Origin of the sequence: Cognatazoarcus halotolerans (genome assembly GCF_009800965.1) — a bacterium.
Lineage (GTDB): Bacteria > Pseudomonadota > Gammaproteobacteria > Burkholderiales > Rhodocyclaceae > Cognatazoarcus > Cognatazoarcus halotolerans.
In genome coordinates this window covers 181,519-199,883 of sequence record NZ_WUAF01000011.1, presented here as the reverse complement: position 1 = coordinate 199,883, position 18,365 = coordinate 181,519, and the positions used below count along the sequence as shown (strand labels likewise).

The 18,365-nt window shown below is 66.9% G+C and carries 15 protein-coding genes; 9 read left to right on the top strand and 6 right to left on the bottom strand.

Annotated features, from left to right (window positions below; all coding sequences use genetic code 11):
• The 3 genes from GQB03_RS15255 to GQB03_RS15245 form a co-directional block, all read right to left on the bottom strand.
• Positions 1-292, bottom strand: a 292-nt coding sequence (locus tag GQB03_RS15255; RefSeq protein WP_235027085.1) for a DUF1153 domain-containing protein, incomplete at its 3' end; no start/stop codon positions are given.
• Positions 241-705, bottom strand: coding sequence for a rhodanese-like domain-containing protein (locus GQB03_RS15250; RefSeq protein ID WP_159691165.1), 465 nt, complete (start codon positions 703-705; stop codon positions 241-243). The genes GQB03_RS15250 and GQB03_RS15255, both read right to left, overlap by 52 nt.
• A complete protein-coding gene (locus GQB03_RS15245; protein WP_200832244.1) occupies positions 702-2,405 on the bottom strand; it encodes a nitroreductase family protein in 1,704 nt (567 codons plus the stop codon). The genes GQB03_RS15250 and GQB03_RS15245 overlap by 4 nt, the downstream gene beginning before the upstream one ends.
• A 222-nt stretch (positions 2,406-2,627) precedes the next feature.
• Here GQB03_RS15245 and GQB03_RS15240 point away from each other — a divergent pair, with 222 nt between their 5' ends.
• Positions 2,628-3,137 (top strand): OsmC family protein, encoded by a 510-nt coding sequence (locus GQB03_RS15240; RefSeq protein ID WP_159691163.1) that lies wholly within the window; start codon positions 2,628-2,630, stop codon positions 3,135-3,137.
• Between the two features lie 151 nt (positions 3,138-3,288).
• Here the strand turns inward: GQB03_RS15240 and GQB03_RS15235 are convergent, their stop codons facing one another.
• From GQB03_RS15235 to mgtE, 3 genes are all read right to left on the bottom strand, one after another.
• Complete coding sequence (locus GQB03_RS15235; protein WP_159691161.1) at positions 3,289-5,673, bottom strand: metallophosphoesterase; 2,385 nt, start codon at positions 5,671-5,673, stop codon at positions 3,289-3,291.
• 319 nt (positions 5,674-5,992) lie between these two features.
• Positions 5,993-6,748, bottom strand: coding sequence for an XrtB/PEP-CTERM-associated transcriptional regulator EpsA (epsA, locus tag GQB03_RS15230; RefSeq protein WP_200832243.1), 756 nt, complete (start codon positions 6,746-6,748; stop codon positions 5,993-5,995).
• A gap of 277 nt (positions 6,749-7,025) precedes the next feature.
• Positions 7,026-8,654, bottom strand: coding sequence for a magnesium transporter (mgtE, locus tag GQB03_RS15225; protein ID WP_159691159.1), 1,629 nt, complete (start codon positions 8,652-8,654; stop codon positions 7,026-7,028).
• A 225-nt stretch (positions 8,655-8,879) separates the two neighbouring features.
• Between mgtE and GQB03_RS15220 the strand changes: the two genes are divergently transcribed.
• The 8 genes from GQB03_RS15220 to GQB03_RS15185 all read left to right on the top strand — a co-directional run bounded on the left by GQB03_RS15220 (position 8,880) and on the right by GQB03_RS15185 (position 18,364).
• The gene (locus tag GQB03_RS15220; protein WP_159691156.1) at positions 8,880-9,935 is read left to right on the top strand and encodes an RNA methyltransferase; all 1,056 of its coding nucleotides are present in this window, start codon (positions 8,880-8,882) and stop codon (positions 9,933-9,935) included.
• Between the two features lie 60 nt (positions 9,936-9,995).
• Entirely contained in the window at positions 9,996-10,628 is a 633-nt protein-coding gene (locus GQB03_RS15215) for a glutaredoxin family protein (RefSeq protein WP_159691154.1), read from the top strand.
• A 144-nt stretch (positions 10,629-10,772) separates the two neighbouring features.
• Positions 10,773-11,399: a LysE family translocator gene (locus GQB03_RS15210; protein ID WP_159691151.1), complete on the top strand. Its 627-nt coding sequence runs from the start codon at positions 10,773-10,775 to the stop codon at positions 11,397-11,399.
• A 162-nt stretch (positions 11,400-11,561) separates the two neighbouring features.
• On the top strand, positions 11,562-14,231 hold the full coding sequence (locus tag GQB03_RS15205) for a CHAT domain-containing protein (RefSeq protein ID WP_159691148.1): 2,670 nt from the start codon (positions 11,562-11,564) through the stop codon (positions 14,229-14,231).
• Positions 14,232-14,318: 87 nt separating this feature from the next.
• Entirely contained in the window at positions 14,319-15,449 is a 1,131-nt protein-coding gene (locus GQB03_RS15200; protein WP_159691145.1) for a saccharopine dehydrogenase family protein, read from the top strand.
• 33 nt (positions 15,450-15,482) lie between these two features.
• Positions 15,483-16,985, top strand: coding sequence for an L-piperidine-6-carboxylate dehydrogenase (gene amaB / locus GQB03_RS15195; RefSeq protein ID WP_159691143.1), 1,503 nt, complete (start codon positions 15,483-15,485; stop codon positions 16,983-16,985).
• A gap of 93 nt (positions 16,986-17,078) precedes the next feature.
• Complete coding sequence (locus GQB03_RS15190) at positions 17,079-18,071, top strand: toll/interleukin-1 receptor domain-containing protein (RefSeq protein WP_159691140.1); 993 nt, start codon at positions 17,079-17,081, stop codon at positions 18,069-18,071.
• A gap of 14 nt (positions 18,072-18,085) precedes the next feature.
• On the top strand, positions 18,086-18,364 hold the full coding sequence (locus GQB03_RS15185) for a type II toxin-antitoxin system HicA family toxin (RefSeq protein WP_159691137.1): 279 nt from the start codon (positions 18,086-18,088) through the stop codon (positions 18,362-18,364).
• Position 18,365: the final 1 nt, after the last annotated feature.

The following is an 18,365-nucleotide window of genomic DNA, read 5'->3' as shown; positions in this document are numbered from 1 at the left end:
CCTCGCCCAGCAGGGACTGCAATTTTTTTCGGGCACGCAGCTCCAGCATCGCTTCCCCATAGGCTTCCTGGAGCTGCTTGATCTGCTTCTCGTAATGCTCCCGGATGTCCAGCGGGTTGGTTCGCAGTGCGTTCTCCATCCCTCGCTTCGCCTCGTCGATCCAGGTCTCGATCTCTGATGGGGAAAGGTCGTACGAACGACTCGCCTCCGCTAACGTCCTCTTCCCTTGCAGGACCTCCATCACCAATGCGCTCTTGCGCCTGGCCGTCCAACGCTTGATTTCGTCTTCCATTTCCGTACCCATGTGTCCTTCCTCTCAAGGCTAACACCTGAGCAGGTTTTTACTGGGTCAATACAGCGAAGCGCGAGTTCGGCGGCGAAGGCTTCGTAGCCGTCATCCACGCTCCATGCCTCGGCGAAGCGGAAGTCGCTGAAGGTCTGCGCCCACTGCTGGCTGGCGTTGCCGTGGTAGCAATACACCAGCACCGGGGTGTGACGGGCGAGGCTGCGGACCACGCCCGGGAAGGCGATTTCGGTTAGATGGCTGGCGCCCGGGATGTGCGCAGCGGCGTACTGAGCGGCATCGCGCACATCGAACACCGCCAGTTCCGGTAGTACGCCATCGAGGTGGCGCATCACCATGTCGGCCGCGTCGCGGGCCGAGATGCGGTCTGGGTCGTGGGCGGAAAGCGGCATGGCGATCATGGGTATGTCTCGTCGGTGGTTCTGCCGGCGTAGGCTGGCGTGGTTTCGATTCGCGGGTCGTCCAGGGCCCGCCCGATGGTGAAGTGGTAAAGCGGGCGAAGGCCGCTGCCTGCGAGCCCGGCGATCTCGCCCACCGGTTCGTCGAAGAAGCAGCCGATGCCGGTGCCGCGCAGGCCCTGGGCCTCGGCGTTGAGGTAGAGGCACTGGCCGAGCAGGCCGGCAGCGCGATGCAGATCGCGATAGGCGGCGGGGTCGGCATCCAGTGCCGCGTCGAGCGGTGCGAGCATCCCGATTGCAAGACAGCCGCTGGAGGCGAGGTCCTGATGACAATGCAGGCTGCGTGCGATGCGCTTGAGCGCTTGCGGCGCCGCCTCCTGCCTGAAACGAAGCAGGCGCCCCGCCAGGGCGGGCTCGGCGCAGCGCTCGGGAAAGGCCTGAGCGAGCGCGGGCGGCAAGGCGGCACGTGGATCGCGCCGGAACAGGTAGAGGCCCGCGGCCATGCCCTCGACACGATGAATGAAAAGCAGGAGGTCGATGCAGCGCTGCTCGGCAAGCACATCGAGCGGCACGCGCGCATCGACATCGAGCGCGTCGAGCAGCGCACACAGGCCTTCGAGCGGCATGACATGGGCGGCATCGAAACGCTGCGCGCTCCGTCTGTGCAGGATCAGCGCTGCAGCGCTGACGCCCTCCCTCTCACCTTCAACACGGCCGGTCCGCCGCGTTTGCGCAGGTGTCATCGCGATGGTCGCATCGCCACGACGCGTCAGTTCTGCCACCTCGGAGACGATTGGCCAGCGGTACATCGGATGACGATCGATAGTGCTCGCGCTGCCGAACCAGCTCGCCGCGGCACACGCCTCACGAAGCGCCGCGGCCGATCCAGGTGGAGGCTCGCCGCCGATGCCGACCGCCAGCAGCACTTCCGGCTCTTCGCGCTCGGTCGCCGGGTCGCGCCGCGCCGGATACTCCTCGATGCGATCGAGCCCGAGGCGCGCGGCGAGCGTGGCATGGCCGATGTGGCGCTGCTCGACGAGATCCCAGCCGAGCACCGCCGCTGCGTAGCGCAGCGCACCGAGCGCATGGCCGACATCCAGCTGGCAGTAGCGGAAGGCGCGTTCGCCGTATTTCCAGGCTTCCCGCCACATCACGCTGCTCAGCGCGATGAAGAGTCGCGGCTCCGCGGAGGTTTGATCCGGCGCATCGGCCGCGCGCAGTTCCAGCGCGTGATCGTCCGGCCGATAGTGATGGACGCCGTCGCCAAGGCCCGGCCAGCCGCAGGTGATCACCCAGGCCTCCACCGGGTGGAGATTGCCGCTCGACGGGTTCGCCCGCACCGCCCAGCGGTCAGGCCCGAGGCGCTTCCAGGCGGTCAGCCCGAGGGCAAGCTGCAGCAAGGCGCCCAGGCTATCCAGCCCCGGCGCGATCGCGGCACCCTCGCCGAGCTGCACAAAGGGTCGCACCAGCGCGCCGCGCAGGGCCCCGCCCGGCGCCTGCGCGAGGCAGGTGTCGACCAGCGGCAGCAGCACCACCGGGCAACCCGGATAGTGGCGAAACGCTGCGGGCTGAGCTTCCCAGTCGAGGCTGCCGGGGCCGGCGGCATAGGCCTCGAAGCGATGGGCGCTGCGCCGATGGTAGCCCGGCACCGGCGCTTCCGCGGGCGGCGTTTCGGGGGTCTCGAGGTGGGCATCGGCTTCCATGTTTGCTGCATCGCAAGATCGATACCAGTTTGCGCCGCTCGAAATTTCAATGGCTTGCGGAGCGCCGCACCCTTTTTGTCGGTTTCGCTACACACACAACTGAAGGAGCCGCCGCACCGCACAACAACACCGCCGACGCGCTTCCCGAAACCGGTGCATGATTCATCGCTTCCAGCCGGTCTCGAAGCCGGAGCACCACGCACAACAAGGAGGAAACCAGGCATGAACGCTGATGAATTGCGCGCAACACAGGCACCGCTGAAAGCGCAGTACCGCGACACCCCGGAGGCGGCGCGCATCACCCTGCGGGCGGAAGGCCGCCTTGGCGAAGGCGTGACCTGCAGCATCGAGACCGGCAAGGCGCTAATGACCGCAGGCCTGCATCCGGCCACCGGCGGCAGCGGCCTGGCCGCGTGCTCGGGCGACATGCTGCTGGAGGCACTGGTGGCCTGCGCCGGGGTCACGCTCAACGCGGTGGCAACGGCCCTTGGCATCGCCCTGCGCGACGCGACGCTGCGCGCCGAAGGCGACCTCGACTTCCGCGGCACCCTCGGGCTCGACAAGGAGGCGCCGGTGGGCTTCAGCGCGATCCGCCTGAACATCACCCTCGACACCGACGCACCGCAGGATCAGATCGATACCCTGCTGCGTCTCACCGAACGCTACTGCGTGGTCTTCCAGACCCTCGCCAGGCCGCCCGCGCTGTCGGTGACACAGCAGACCGCCACATAGCCGCCACATAGCCGCCACACCGCGGACACGCCGCGAGCACCATGGTGACCGAGTGACCCGTGTTGGCACCGGTCACCAGCTGCCAGGCGCCCGCCAACCTTGTTACATCGCCGGCAGCGGGGCGTGATGCCCCGCTGCCGGCAACGGACGCTCAGCGCTCGCTGCGGCCGCGCTCTTCGTAGGCAGCCACCGGCATGGCGGTCGCCGAGCGGATGGTCACGCGGCGGGCGGTGAGTCGAGCGTGCTCATCGGCATCCCGGCCCCGCTGCCCGACATCGCCATGGCCGTGTCCACCCGCTTCGCTGAGCTGGAAGCTGACGTCGCGCATCTCGCCGGCGTCCAGCCGGCCGAGCGTCAGCACCAGCTCGTCGCCGACCCGCGTCACCTCGCCCTGGAAGCCGCTAATGCTGCTGCCAGCCGGCAGCGAAAGCACGGCCTGGGTACCGTTGAGTGCGTGACCAGAGCGGTTCTCCAGGTGGAGGCGATACGCCGTCGCTGCACCACCCTTGTCACCACGCTCGGCAATCAGGCGGGCAAGGAGTTTGCCCCGGACTTCCGGCTTGGTAACGGTGAAGGCATCGAGCAATGCCGGCCTGCCGAGCGCCGGCGTCGACACGACCTTGCCGGTCTCCGCGTCGATGAGGGTGTCGGGGATCGGGTCATTCACCGGCGCGCCGTTGATGTCCGTGCCGAAGGGGTAAGGATTACCGGCCGACGCGGAAGAGCTGTCCTGCAGCGGCTCGGAGATCTGGTAGAGCGAGAGGCGGTTGTCATCGACGATGACATGGCCGAAGGAGAACACCCTGCCCTTGAACACCGCGGTGATCTTGGGTCCGTCACCGGCATTCGGAATGAACGGTGCCATCTGGGCGTTGGTCAGGTGGGTGTCGAGCCAGGCCGCGGGACCGTTGGGGAAATCCATGCCGCCCAGGGTCTTGGTACCGGTGGCCGAATCGTCCTCATCGACGATGTTGCCGTTGCCGCGCGGGCTCTCGCCGCCGCTGTCGTGGCTGTCGCGGCCGCCGGCGCCTTCGACCAGGTAGAGCACGCCGTCGGGCACGGTGTCGCTGCGGCCGTCGAAGGCGGTGTCGATGGCCACCGCGGGCGTGCCGGCGGTATCCGGCGCATCGGCCACCCGGGCCAGCGCGCGCAGCGGATGGGTACGCTGGTAGTTGTGGGCGTGGCCGTTGAAGACGATGTTCACGCCATGGTCCTCAAGCAGCTTGGCGACGCGGCGCATCTGGAAGTTGCGCACCGTGCTGTTGCTGGAAGAAAAGGACGGGTGGTGGAAGACGACGATCTTCCAGGTCTGGTCACTGCTGTCGAGGTCGTGGATGAGCCAGTCGCGCAAGCCGCTGGGGTACTTCGGGAAGGCGGTCGGCGGGCTGAGGTAGTTGGCTTCGTAGCTCAGCAAGGCGTCGAACAGGTGCGGGTTGCCATCGAGGAAGACGAAGTGCACGTTGCCCTGGTCGAAGGAGAAGTTGCCCATATGGTCGATCTGGCGCTTGGTGCCGCGGCCGGTGTCGACCTCGGTGCTGGCGCGGAAGGCTTCGATGGCGGCGGGCGAGTCGTAGCTCACCCCGCCGTACGAGAGGTAAAAACCTTCTGCGCGACTCACATCGCCGTTGAAGATCTGCTGCACGTCGACCCCGGTGGGTCCGTTGAGCGGGAAGTAGTAGTTGTTGAAATAGGCCAGCGCATCGCCGCCACCGGAGTTTCCGCTGTAGCGGCCACCATCGCCAGTGCCGAGCATGTTGACGGTGCTGCCGGTGCCGCCGAGGTCATGGTTACCTGCCACGATGTAGTAGGGAATGTGGCGGATGTAGGGGGCGCCAGTCTCGTTGGAGCTGACGTCGTTGTTCCACACCGGCATCCAGAAGTCACGATAGTCGCCTTCGGTGCCGAGGTTGTAGACGTTGTCACCGGTGTTGATCGCGAAGTCGGCCTTCGGCAGGCGCGGCGCACCGGGCACCTTGAGGGAGTCGGCCTCGAACATCTGGTGGACGATGCGTGCCTCCCAGTTAATCACGCGTTTCGGGCTGGAGCCGGGCTGAGTCGGGAAGAAACCTTCGTCACCGACCACCTGGAAGGCAACGCGCGGTCCCGTCTTGCGCGTACGGAACGACGACTGGAAGCCTTCCGCGGGCAGACCCGGGCCATACACCGTGTAGTAGTAGGTGCGGTCATAGCCGAGGCCGGTGAGCGTGGCGTAGTAGTTCACATGGGCACCGGAAGCGGTCGCCGGCACTGGAAGCTGCGGGTCCGCACTGAGGTAGTTGTCGACCACGCGTCCCTTTACCGTCGCGGGCCGGCGGGCATTCGGTGTGGTGCCGAACTCGACGCGGTAGGCCTGCGGCGCGGCGACGGCTTCGTCGGTCTGCCAGGCAATGACCTTGACGTCGGCGCCGGCCAACGACGAAGCATCGCCCGGCTGAATGTACGGTTTGTAGGTGATGCCGGCGTGCGCGGGCAGCGCTCCGGCCGCAACGAAGGCGGAGGCGATAAGAATGGCGATCGGGCGTAGCGATGGTCGCATGGACTTGCTCCAGAAATTGGGTGAAAGCGCACCGGCGAGGCACGCGTGCAAACCGTGAATGCGTTGTGGAACAGCGTGATGGCGGCGCCCCGTCCCGAGCGAACTGCGAACGCCATACGTCGAAAGAGATATCGAACGCAGGCGGAGTTTTACCGCCGTGATGTGTCCGTTGATGGTGTGCCGGCCTGGTCCATTCGGCTCATTGCCGCCGAGGGTTCGAAGGTATAAGGGCGACCGGTCGAACGTCCCGGACCAAAGCGATCTGCCGCCGCGTTGGCCGCACGCGCGGCAAGGCGGCAGCGAAGCCGCAGGATGCGGATCAGACCGGGTGACGGCCCTCTGCCTGCTTGCCAAACAGCCCGTAGTCGTCACCCTTGGCGACGGCCTGGGTTCGATTGCTGACCTCGAGCTTGCGCAGAATGTTCTGCACATGGTTCTTTACGGTCAGCGGGCTGATCCTGAGAATGGCGCCGATCTCGTGATTGGTCTTTCCGTCGCGCATCCGTTCGAGCACCTGGATCTCCCGTCCGGTGAGTTGCGCTTCGAGCGGCGCGCGCTCGACCACCTTGCCATTCGCGCCGAAGACCCGCTGCAATGCCATGTGCATGTGCGGCATCAACAGATCGGCAAGGTAGTACTCCCGCTCGCCGGGCACCTCGGGCATGTTGAGAAATACGAAGAAGGATCCCTGGTCATCGCGCGCCTCACGGGCACCATGGCACAGCAGATGTCCCTCGGCGGCACACCAGCGCCCCGCGTTCGGACTTGCTTCGGCTGGAACACCCAACGGTGTGCGCTGACGCGCCTGCCATACACCGATCAGCGAGGGAACCACGCCGGACACCGGGTCCATCAACGCCGCCTGCATGCCGGTCGACAACACTGTCCGAGAAAATACCTCCTGACGCAGCCGCATATCCGTCAGGTTGCCGCAGGCGCACACCAGCGTCTCGTGGGGAAGGAAGCTCTGCAAGGTCCCTTGGGCCCACAAGAAGAACTGGAAAGGCTTGTTGACCTTGATCGAGGTCTCGAGCGTGAATAGAAGCCGCTCGAGGTCGTCACTGCTCAACGACATCTTGATTCCATCTGACGGGTGCATCACGGCGGCCCCGCGGTCACCGTGCATCCCGCACGTATCGAAAACATTCAGGGCGCATGACGGTTCGTCACCAAAAACCGCCCCAGACGGCACCGCTCAGGCGACACGAGGTGCAGATCGGTGCCGGCCTAGCGCAAGGGGGTCCGTCCACGCGGCAGGGCCGGAAAACTTTACCGGCCCTTGATGACTGTCGCGTTGCGAAACGCCGGCGCGATCACCCGGACTGCACATTGGCTGCGCGACGCCAGCGCGCCTAAAGCACCACCGAGGCCAACCCCAGAAAGGCGAAGAAGCCGATCACGTCGGTCACCGTGGTGAGGATCACCCCGCCTGCCAGGGCCGGGTCTATTCCCATCCGGTCAAGCACCATCGGCACCACGAGCCCGGCGAGCGCCGCAAACAGCAGGTTGATGAGGATGGCGGCGCCGATCACGCCGCCGATGTGCCAGTCGCCGAACCAGGCCACCGCCAGCAGCGCCACCACCACCGCCCACAGCAGCCCGTTCAGCAAGGCAATGCCGATTTCCTTGGCCAGCAGCGCGCGCGCATTGCTGCCCTCCACCTGGCCGAGCGCCATGCCGCGAATCACCAGGGTGAGGGTCTGGCTGCCGGCGATGCCCCCCATGCTGGCAACGATGGGCATCAGCACTGCAAGCGCCACGACGCGCTCGAGCGTGGTCTGGAAAAGCCCGATCACCCATGCCGCCAGGAAAGCGGTAACGAGGTTGATGCCGAGCCACACCGCGCGCCGGCGCGAACTGGTGAGGATCGGCGCGAACATGTCGGCCTCTTCGTCAAGACCGGCCATGTGCATCATCGCGCGATCCGAGCTCTCGCGGATCTGGTCGACCACGTCATCGACGGTGATCCGTCCGAGCAACCGCCGCTCGGCATCGACAACCGGGGCCGAGAGCAGATCGAGGTCCTGGAACAGATGGGCCACTTCGTCCGCCGCCGCATCGACCTGGATGGCTGGCAACTCGCTGTCCATTACCTCCGCGACCTTGAGATTCTGGGCCGAGGTCACCAGCTTGCTGAGCCTCAGCACGCCCTGGAACACGCCCTTGCGGTCCACCACCATGAGCTTGTCGGTCTGGACAGGCAGCGTTTTGAGCAGCCGCAGGTAACCCAGCACGGTTTCCAGGCGCACGTCGGGCCGCACTTCGATCTGGTCGGTGTTCATCAGGCCGCCGGCCGAATCCTCCGGGTAGGAGAGCATCGACTCGAGCTTTTCGCGACGACGGCCACCGGTGGCAGCCAGCAGGTGCCGCCCCTGCTCCTCGGGCAACGCCTGTATCAGGTCGACCAGATCGTCGAGGTCGAGCCGCTGTGCCGCCGAGATGAGGTCCTCATGATCCATCTCGCGTGCCAGCGCGGCGCAGATCTCGTCGTGCAGGTAGGTCAGGACCTTGCCGGCGCGATCGGTCTCGACCATGCTCCAGGCTGCGCCGCGCTCCTTTGACGGCAGCGATTCGAGCAGCCCGGCGACCTTGGCCGGATGCATGTCGCGCAGGATCTTGCTGACGCGCTTGAGCTTCCCGAGCGCGAGCGCCGCACGCACGTCGCGGATCTGCGTCGAGGCAAGCTGCACCTCGCCCGTATCGCCCTCCGACGCCGGACCCGCCGGATCGCCGGAATCGTTCATCAGCAGCCGCGCCAGCACCGGATCGATGTGTTCGAGGATACGGGTTTCCTGGCCGGCGTCGACCTGCTGCCATACCGCAAGCCGCTGTTCGGCGTCGATCGCCTCGATCAGACCGGCGATCTTTGCGGGATGCATCGAGCGCAGACGCTTGCGCACGCGCTTGTACTTGCCACTGTCCAGCGCCTCGATGATGGGCGCAATCTCGGTGCGTAGGATGTCGCCTGCCTGATCTGTCATCGCTCCTGCCTGGATTCCTGTGCGATTTCGCGCCTACCTGACTTGCCCGCCGCGCATCGATGCGACCCGCCGGACCAGCACTCTGGAATAGCGCTCGAGGCCCTTATTCTTGCACGGCATTGGCCGATCGCCCCGCAAGCGGCGCTGCTCCGGCCGATTCGCCACCTCTTCCGGCGCCGAAGACCCGCCCATTCGAGCATGGCCGGTGCTAGCATTCGCACCCTCATGCGAATCGAACACATCCGCCAGCGACTGCGTGCCGCCGGTGCCAAACCCTGCCACGAGGCACGCCTGATGCGTGCGTGGACCCAGGTGCTGCCGCTCGACGGCGGTCCGCGTCCTGCCGAGCATTTCCTGCCGCTGGCGGTACGCGAGGCGCTGCCGGCGCTCACCGACACGCTGGACGGCCTCGCCCGGCTGCGCTCCAGCCACCCGGCGGAGGACGGTTCGGTGCGTCTGCTGGTGGACCTGGCGGACGGCCAGACGGTGGAGAGCGTGCTGTTGCCGCGCGACGGCCTGTGCGTTTCCTCGCAGCTGGGCTGCGCGGTCGGCTGCGTATTCTGCATGACCGGCCGCGACGGCCTGATCCGTCAGCTCGGCAGCGCCGAGATCGTCGCCCAGGTCGCCCTCGCCCGACGCATGCGCGCGGTGAAAAAGGTCGTCTTCATGGGCATGGGCGAGCCGGCCCACAATCTCGAAAACGTCCTCGAAGCAATCGAGCTGCTGGGCAACGACGGCGCGATCGGTCACAAGAACCTGGTGTTCTCCACGGTCGGCGACCCGCGGGTCTTCGACGCCCTGCCGCGTGCCGTGGTCAAGCCTGCGCTGGCGCTGTCACTGCATACCACCAACGCCGAGCTGCGCGAACGCCTGTTGCCGCGGGCGCCGCGCATCGCACCCGAAGAGCTGGTCGAACGTGCCGAGCACTACGCGAGGAATACCGGCTATCCGGTCCAGTACCAATGGACGCTGCTCGAAGGCATCAACGACAGCCAGCAGGAGATGGAGGGCATCGTGCGACTGCTCAAGGGGCGCTACGCGGTGATGAACCTGATCCCCTACAACACCGTCGATGGCCTCGACTTCCGCCGCCCGGACTGGGAACGTGCGGCCGCGCATGCCCGCTTCCTGCATCGCCACGGCATCCTCACCAAGCTGCGCCACTCCGCCGGTCAGGAGGTAGACGGCGGCTGCGGCCAACTCCGCGCGAGACACGTCACCGTGGTGCGACGCCGCCGCGACGAAACCGCGCAAACGCAGTCCGAGACGCCGGCTGTGTAAGGGATGAACCACTCGCAAGGTCTGGATCCACATCTGGAGCAGCGCCTTGGAGACAGGAACATGAGCACGCCAGCAACGCAGGGCAAACCAGTACGCATCCTCGTCTATCGCTGGGCCGGCGAATGGGGCCCGTTCAAGGTGAAGATTCCCTGCGGCGAATGCGCCCTCACCCGCGATGTCATCACCGACACGCTGCAGCACGAGCTCGCCGGTATCAACGTGGAACTCGAGGTGCACGACTGGCTCAGCCACTGGTGGAAGCCGCTTGCCAGAGGCGGCTGGCACGCACCGATCGTGATGATCGACGGCAAGCTGGTCAGCCAGGGGCAGGCGCTCAACCGCGGCCTGCTCACCCAGGCGGTGATCAACGCGGCGGCCGCGACCACCAGCCTCGAGGGCAACCACGTCTTCGGCAAGGCCACCTGCCCCCACTGCGCGCGCGCCAAGCAATACCTCGACGAGGCCGGCATCGACTACACCTATCACGATGTGGTCCGCGATCCGCGCGCGCTGTACGAGATGCTGGCGCGCGTAAAACCGCTGATCGGCCCCAGGACACAGGTGACCGTGCCGCAGATCTGGCTCGACGGCGAATACATCGGCGGCGCGGACCAGCTTTCTGAATGCCTGCACCGCAGCGTCGAACCCAACGCCGAACGGGGGCGCAGTTCGCTGTCACCTGCGGCCGGATAGTCGCAGGAGCCCGGAGCCGGGCAAGATCGGCGTCATTCGTCGCGGCGGCTGCGGCATAATCGCCCGACGCCCGATGAACGCCAGTCCCAGATGATCGGCCTGGTTGATGCGGCGGCGATACCCCCTTCCCCGGAGCGGCCCACCATGATCGAAGTCACCTGGCTGGTTTTCATCATCGCCTCACTGGTCCTCATCGTGACGCCGGGGCAGGACATGATCCTCGTCATGTCGCGCTCCATCGCGCAAGGGTCCGCCGCGGGGGTAGCAACCGCAGCCGGAGTCAGTATCGGTCTCGTCGGTCACACGGTGCTGGCTACGCTCGGTCTCGGCGCCGTGCTGCGGGCGTCGGAGTGGCTGTTCATTGCGCTGAAACTGGCTGGCGCGGCCTATCTCGTCTATCTCGGCATCCAACTGCTGCGCAGCAGGGAGCATCAACTGGCCATCTCGCAAGCCGGGGCGAAATCGCTCATGCGGCTTTTCTTCGACGGGGCCCTGTCGAATGTTTCGAACCCCAAGATCGCCGTCTTTTACTTCGCGTTCCTGCCGCAGTTCGTGCGCCCCGAGGCGTCGCATCCGACACTCTCCATGTTCGCCCTGGGGCTGGCATTCGCCGGTCTCACCTTCCTGGTCAAGGGTCCGGTCGGCCTGGCGGCTGGCGCGCTGTCAGGATGGCTGAGGGCACGCCCGGCAGTCCTTGCATGGCTGTACCGTACCAGCGGCGCGGTACTCATCGGCCTGGGCGTCAAGCTGGCCCTCGAACGTCGCGCCTGAAGGCAGCGCGCACGCGAATCGCATGAACGGGACGGCATGACCGCCCGGCGGCGCTGGAGCCGGCGATACCGTTACGCTGGCCTTCCGGCCATGCAATGACCTACCCTGACTATACTCAAGCAGGTCCAACCCGCCTTTCACCATGCGCAAGGCTGCCCCGGCGTGAAGATATTCCTGTCCTATGCGTCCAAGTACCGCGACATCGCCGACGACCTTTGCTGCCGTCTGCAGGCGGTGGGGCACGAGGTTTTCTTCGACCGTGAAGACCTGCCCGCGGGGGAGAGTTTCGATGACCGGATCCGCGATGCGATCGAAAGCAGCGAGCTGTTCATCTTCCTGATTTCGCCGGAATCGGTGGCGGACGGGCACTACACCCGCACCGAGGTGAAGCTCGCGAGCCGCAAGTGGCCGACGCCGGGCTGGCACGTCTTGCCGGTGCAGGTGGCCGAAACGCCACTGGCCGATGTACCGGCCTACCTGCGGGCACTGACCATCATGCAGGCCGAGGGCAACCTCGCTGCAGAAGTGGTGATCGAGGTCGAGGACCGGGTTCGGGCCAACACCCTCGCCCCTGCCAACCCGGAACCCCCGCCCCCGGAGCCCCCATCCGCGAGCACGCCCGCCGGACCGCACTATCGCTCGATGCAGCTGCGTTTCGGGCGTGGCGCCGACGGCAGGTATTCCATTGCGGTACCCGAAGCGCCTGACGGCGGCCAAGAGGCGGCCGCCTTTGCACTGGATCCGGCAAGCCTCGAGCAGACTCTCTGGTCGGGCGCACGGCAGATCGAAGGCTCGGCACGCCGGGCCAACCCCGACGCGGATCTCGAAGCCCTGCTGCCGGCGGCACCGAATGCCCGCGAGGTGGGCCAGGCGCTGTATGCGGCGCTGTTCGAATCTCCACTACGAGCATGCTTCGAGGAGGGCCTGCGAGCCATCGACCCGCAGCGCGGCGAGGGCCTGCGCTTCGTCATCAACACCACCGATGCGCCCGACCTCGCGCGCCTGCCCTGGGAATTCCTCTACAGCCCGGCAAAGGACGATTTCCTCTTCTCGGACCGCATGAAGCCGGTGGTACGCTGGCTCGATGTGGATGAGCCGCCGCCCACCCTCGCGGTCGAACCGCCGCTGCGCCTGCTGATGGTCATCGCCGCGCCCACCGACCGGCCGGGGCTCGAGGTCGGCGAGGAGATCGCCCATCTCGACAGCGCGCTTGCCGAGCTTACTTCCAGCGGCAAGGTCGAGGCGGTGCGCCTGGACCACGCCACGCTCGAATCGCTCGACAACGCCTTGCTGCAGAGCCGCCCGCACATCCTGCACTTCATCGGCCACGGGGATTTCGTCGGCGACGAAGGCGTGCTGGTACTCGAATCCGACACCGCACCGGGCACCGCGGACACCATCGCCGGGCGGCAGCTAGCGGTGCTGCTGCGCAACCACCTGACCTCGCTGCGACTGGTCTTCCTCAACAGCTGCATGGGTGCCACCGCCTCGCGCCGCGACCCCTTCGGCGGCGTTGCGCAGAGCCTCATCCGGCGCGGCATTCCGGCGGTGATCGCGATGCAGTTCCCGATCCCGGACAAGGCCGCAGTGGCGCTGGCGCGGCACTTTTACCGCTACCTCGCTGCTGGCCAGCCGGTCGATGCGGCGCTGACCTCGGCCCGCGCCTTCCTGTATGCGCGCGGTTACCCGGTGGAATGGGGCGCGCCCGCGCTGCACATGCGTACCCCGGACGGCCGGCTCTTCGATCTCGCCCCGGCCGCACCCCTGGTTGCCAGGATGGCGGAGCCCTCCGACGCACCGCCTGCGGCAGCCGCGCCACCGGCCCCACCAAGCCCGCAACCGCCCCTCGCGACCCAGTCGGCGCCACCCCCGGCCGCCCCGCCACCGTTGGCGGAACAAGCACATCCCGGTGCAGGCAAGTCCGGCGGCACCCGGGGCATGCTTGCGGCAGCCGCGATCGGAATCCTTGCCCTGCTTGCAGTGGGTCTATGGCTGCTGAAGGGCTCGGAGCGACCCGCGGACGTCGTGCCAGCACCCCCGATCCCCGCGCCCCCAAGCCCCGCGCCGGCGGTCAAGCCCGAGCCACCGCAGCCCGCCCCCGTCGTCGAACCCTCACCGGTTCCCGCCAGCCGTGTCGCCGAAGCACTCGACAAGTTGCATGCCGGAGACAGTGCCGGCGCCGCCGAGGTACTGCAAGGCATGCTCAATGCCGATGCCACCGCCCTCACCAGCGAGCGGCTCGGAGCCGATCATGCGGTGCTCGCCCGCGCGCTGGGTGATGCGGCCGAAGCGGCCTTCAAGAAAGGCGACACGGTGCTCGGCTACCGGCTTGCCGATCTGATCGACGCCCTGGGGCCGATCGACCCGGCGCTGAACGATCACATCCTCACCCAGCTGGCTCCCTGGCTGGAAAGCGTGTTGGCGGCAGCGCCCGCCGCGGGCGGCATGGAAGATCCGCTGCGCTACACCGTACGCCGCGGCGACACGCTGTGGGACATCGCCCGGCGGCTTACCGGCCACGGCCGCAACTGGCCCGCGCTGGTCGAACACCACAACCGGCGCGTGGAGATCGGCATGGGCGGCCGGCTGATCCGCGACCCGTCACGGATCCGAATCGGTGACAGGATCCATGTCCCGCTCAGCAACACGGAGCCCGACGCCATCGAATATCACGTCTCGCAAGGAGAATCCCTGTCGCGCATTGCATGGCGCATCTACGGCGACGCGTCGATGTGGCGGCAGATTCACGAGGACAACCGTCGTACGATACCGAACCCCGATCTGCTGCACCCGGGACAGGTGCTCCTGCTGCGAGCGCGCTCCACGCGCTGAGGCGCCGTCGGCGATGGCGCGCCGGCACCATCGGAACGCAGTTGTTGTCGAAACGCTGATCGCGAGGCAAGCGCACGGGAGGATTCCATGCAGCGGGTACTGATCGTCGGAGCGGGCAAGATCGGTAGCGTCATCGCCGACTTCCTGTCGGCCAGCGGGGACTATGCGGTCACCGTGGCCGACCGCGATACCGCGCTGCTTGCCCGGGTGGCCTCCGAACTGCCGTCGGTGACGGTTCGCGAGCTGGACGCCTGCGATGCCAAGGCGCTGGCCGCTGCGCTGGCGGGCTCTTTCGCGCTCATCAACGCCTGCCCCTTCGACATGAGCGAAACCCTCGCGCGGGCCGCAACCCAAGCCTCGGCACATTACTTCGACCTCACCGAGGACGTTGCCAGCGCCCGCGCGATCCGTGCCATGGCGACCGACGCGCCGATCGCGCTGGTTCCGCAGTGCGGGCTCGCGCCCGGCTTCATCTCGATTGCAGCCTATCACCTCGCCACCCGCTTCGACACCCTCCACAACGTGCATATGCGCGTCGGCGCGCTGCCGAAGTTTCCGTCCAACGCGCTCAAGTACAACCTCACCTGGAGCACCGACGGACTCATCAACGAGTACCTCAATCCCTGCGAGGCAATCGTAGGCGGCGAACTCAAGGAGATGCCGCCGCTCGAGGAGCTGGAGCACTTCTCTCTGGACGGCGACGACTACGAAGCCTTCAACACCTCCGGGGGACTCGGCACCCTGTGCGACACGCTCAAGGGCCGGGTGATGAACCTCAACTACCGCACGGTGCGCTACCAGGGCCACCGCGACGTCATGAAGCTGCTGCTCAACGACCTGCGCCTCGGCGAGCGGCGGGCCCTGCTCAAAGACATCCTGGAGTCGGCAATCCCGATCACCATGCAGGATGTGGTGCTGGTATTCGTGAGTGTCAGCGGCATGCGCGGTGGTCAGCTGATGCAGGAAACCTTCGCCCGCAAGATCTACAGCAGCACCATCAACGGCACGCTGCGCAGCGCGATCCAGATCACGACGGCGAGCGCCCTGTGCGCCGCGCTCGACCTGCTCGTTCAGGGCCGGCTCCCGCAGCGCGGCTTCGTGCGCCAGGAAGACATCCGCTTCGAGGATTTCATCGACAACCGTTTCGGCGGCAACTTCATGTCCGACGGCACGGAGCCGCATTTCGCCGCGACCGGCGGCATCCGGCAGGTCCGCTGAGGCGGACTCGCCGACCAGCCAGGGAATCACGCAATGAAGCTCAAGAACATCTTCGACAGCATCGGCCTCGCCGCGAACCTGCCCGACGAGGGCGATCTGCAGGTGCGATCGCCAATAGACGGAGCCCTCCTCGCGCGACTCGAAGCACATTCGGCGGCCGACGTCGATGCCGCCATCGCCGCGAGCAGTGCCGCCTTCTGCAAGTGGCGCGGCGTACCTGCACCGCGGCGCGGCGAGCTGGTACGACGCTTCGGCGAAATCCTGCGCGCCCACAAACCGGCCCTTGGCGCGCTGATCACCCTTGAATGCGGCAAGATCCGCTCGGAAGGCGAAGGCGAAGTCCAGGAAATGATCGACATCTGCGATTTCGCGGTGGGGCTGTCGCGCCAGCTCTACGGCCGCACCATCGCCTCCGAACGGGCCGAACACGTGCTGCGTGAGACCTGGCATCCGCTCGGTCCGGTCGGCATCATCAGCGCCTTCAATTTTCCGATGGCGGTGTGGGCCTGGAACGCTTCACTCGCGCTGGTCTGCGGCAACCCGATCATCTGGAAGCCGTCGGAGAAGACACCGCTCTGCGCGCTTGCCTGCCAGCACCTGCTGATGCGGGCGGTGCGAGAACTCGACGAGACGCCTGCGGGCCTCTCCACTGTCCTGATCGGCGGCCGTGAGATCGGGGCACGGCTGGCGGGCGACTGCCGGGTGCCGCTCATCAGCGCCACCGGCAGCTGCGCCATGGGTCGCATCGTCGGGCCCCGCGTGGCGCAGCGCTTCGGCCGTTCGATTCTCGAGCTGGGCGGCAACAACGCGATCATCGTGGCGCCCAGCGCGGACCTCGACCTGGCCCTGCGGGCAATCGTTTTCGGTGCGGTCGGTACCGCCGGCCAGCGCTGCACCAGCACCCGCCGGGTCTTCATCCATCAGCGAATACGCGCGGAACTCCTGGCGCGTCTCGAGCGCGCCTACGGACAGCTCGCCATCGGAGATCCGCGCGACGAAGGCAACCTGGTCGGCCCGCTGATCGACCGACGTGCCTTCGAGCAGATGCAGACCGCCCTGCAGGCCGCACGCGAGCACGGCGCCACCATCTGGGGCGGCGAGCGGCTGCTCGAAGAACGTTTTCCGCAGGCGTGGTATGTGCGCCCGGCCATCGTCAAGGCGGGCCCGGCGATGCGCAACAGCTTCGAAGAGACCTTCGCGCCGATCCTCTACTGTTTCGACTACGAGGCCTTGCCCGACGCGATCGAGCGCCACAACGCAGTGCCCCAGGGCCTCTCCTCGGCGATCTTCACCAGGGACCTGCGCGAAGCCGAGATCTTCCTGTCGGCCCGCGGCAGCGACTGCGGCATCGCCAACGTGAACGTCGGCACCAGCGGCGCAGAGATCGGCGGCGCCTTCGGCGGTGAAAAGGAAACCGGCGGCGGCCGGGAATCCGGCTCGGATGCGTGGCGGGGCTACATGCGCAGGTCGACCGCCACCATCAACTATTCGACCGCCCTGCCCCTCGCCCAGGGTGTGCGCTTTGACCTCGACTGAGCGAGTCGGGGCGGCGGATGCGCTCGCAAGGCACTATGCTGAGATCGTGCCGCCACGCCGGCCCGGCAGTACCAACGCCCCCCGGAGAAGCCGATGCAGGGAATATTCGTCAGCTACCGTCGCCAGGACAGCCAGAGTGCCGCCGGCCGACTCTCGGACCATCTCAGGGAACACCTCGCCAGTGTCCCGATCTTCAGGGACGTCGAGACCATCGAACCCGGGGTGGACTTCGTAGAAGCAATCGGGCGGGCATTGAAATCATGCAAGGTGCTGCTCGCGGTGATCGGCCCTCGCTGGGCCACGATCACCGATGAAAACGGCCAGCGCCGTCTCGACAACGTCAACGACTACACCCGCCTCGAGATCGCTACCGCGCTCAAACGCAGCGATGTGCGGGTGATCCCGGTACTGGTCGAGGGCGCGCAGATGCCCGGCGCCGAGGCGCTGCCCGAGGATCTCGCGGCGCTGGCCAGACGCAACGCCGTCGAACTCTCCGACAAGCGCTGGGACTACGACGTTTCGCAGTTGCAGAACACCCTGCGCGGCATCCTCGGCCTGCCCGACCCGGAGCCGGCCCCCGCCCCTGCGCCGCATGATCGCCCTGCGCCGGTGCCCGCGCGCAACTGGAAGCTGTGGGGCGCCGCCGCGCTGCTGGCGATCGGCGTGGTTGTCTACCTCGCCGAGGACCAGAGCAGCGACAGCCAGGATGCCATCGACTACACCGCGGATGCGCACCCCGCTGCGCTACCCGCTGCCGACACATCGGCCGGCGAGCGGGCGGTCAGCAACGTGCAGGGGTCCGACCACCTGCCGATGCTTGCCGGCCTCTGGCACGACAATCTCGGCGGACGTTTCGAGATCGCCCAACAAGGCAATCAGCTCGTCATCCAGGGCGCTGGGCCTGACGGCTACGTGAGCGGCTCGGCCACGCTGCAGGGGCGCCGCGGCCAGGGTGCCTATACGCTCAACGGTTATCCGCTGCAGTCCAGCTTCGTCGTCTCCGACGACGATTCGCGGCTCGACGTGAGCATCCGCGACCCGGCCACCGGAAACCGCGATTCGGCAGTACTGCTGCGACTGCGCTAGCAAAGGAGATCATCATGAGCCACAAGCACGCCACGATCCTGCGAAGCATCTTCCACGACCCGCTGCCCGCCAACCTTCAGTGGCGGGAAATCGAATCGCTGCTCAACAATCTCGGCGCCGAGATCAGCCCCGGTCATGGCGCGCGCTTCAAGGTCATGCTGAACGGTATCGAGGGCACCCTCCACCACCCGCACCACGGCAACACCATGAGCCGGCAGGATCTCAAGGTCCTGCGCGACTACCTCGGACATGCCGGTATCAGCCCTTCCGCCTACGAAGCTGCGGGCGGCTGAG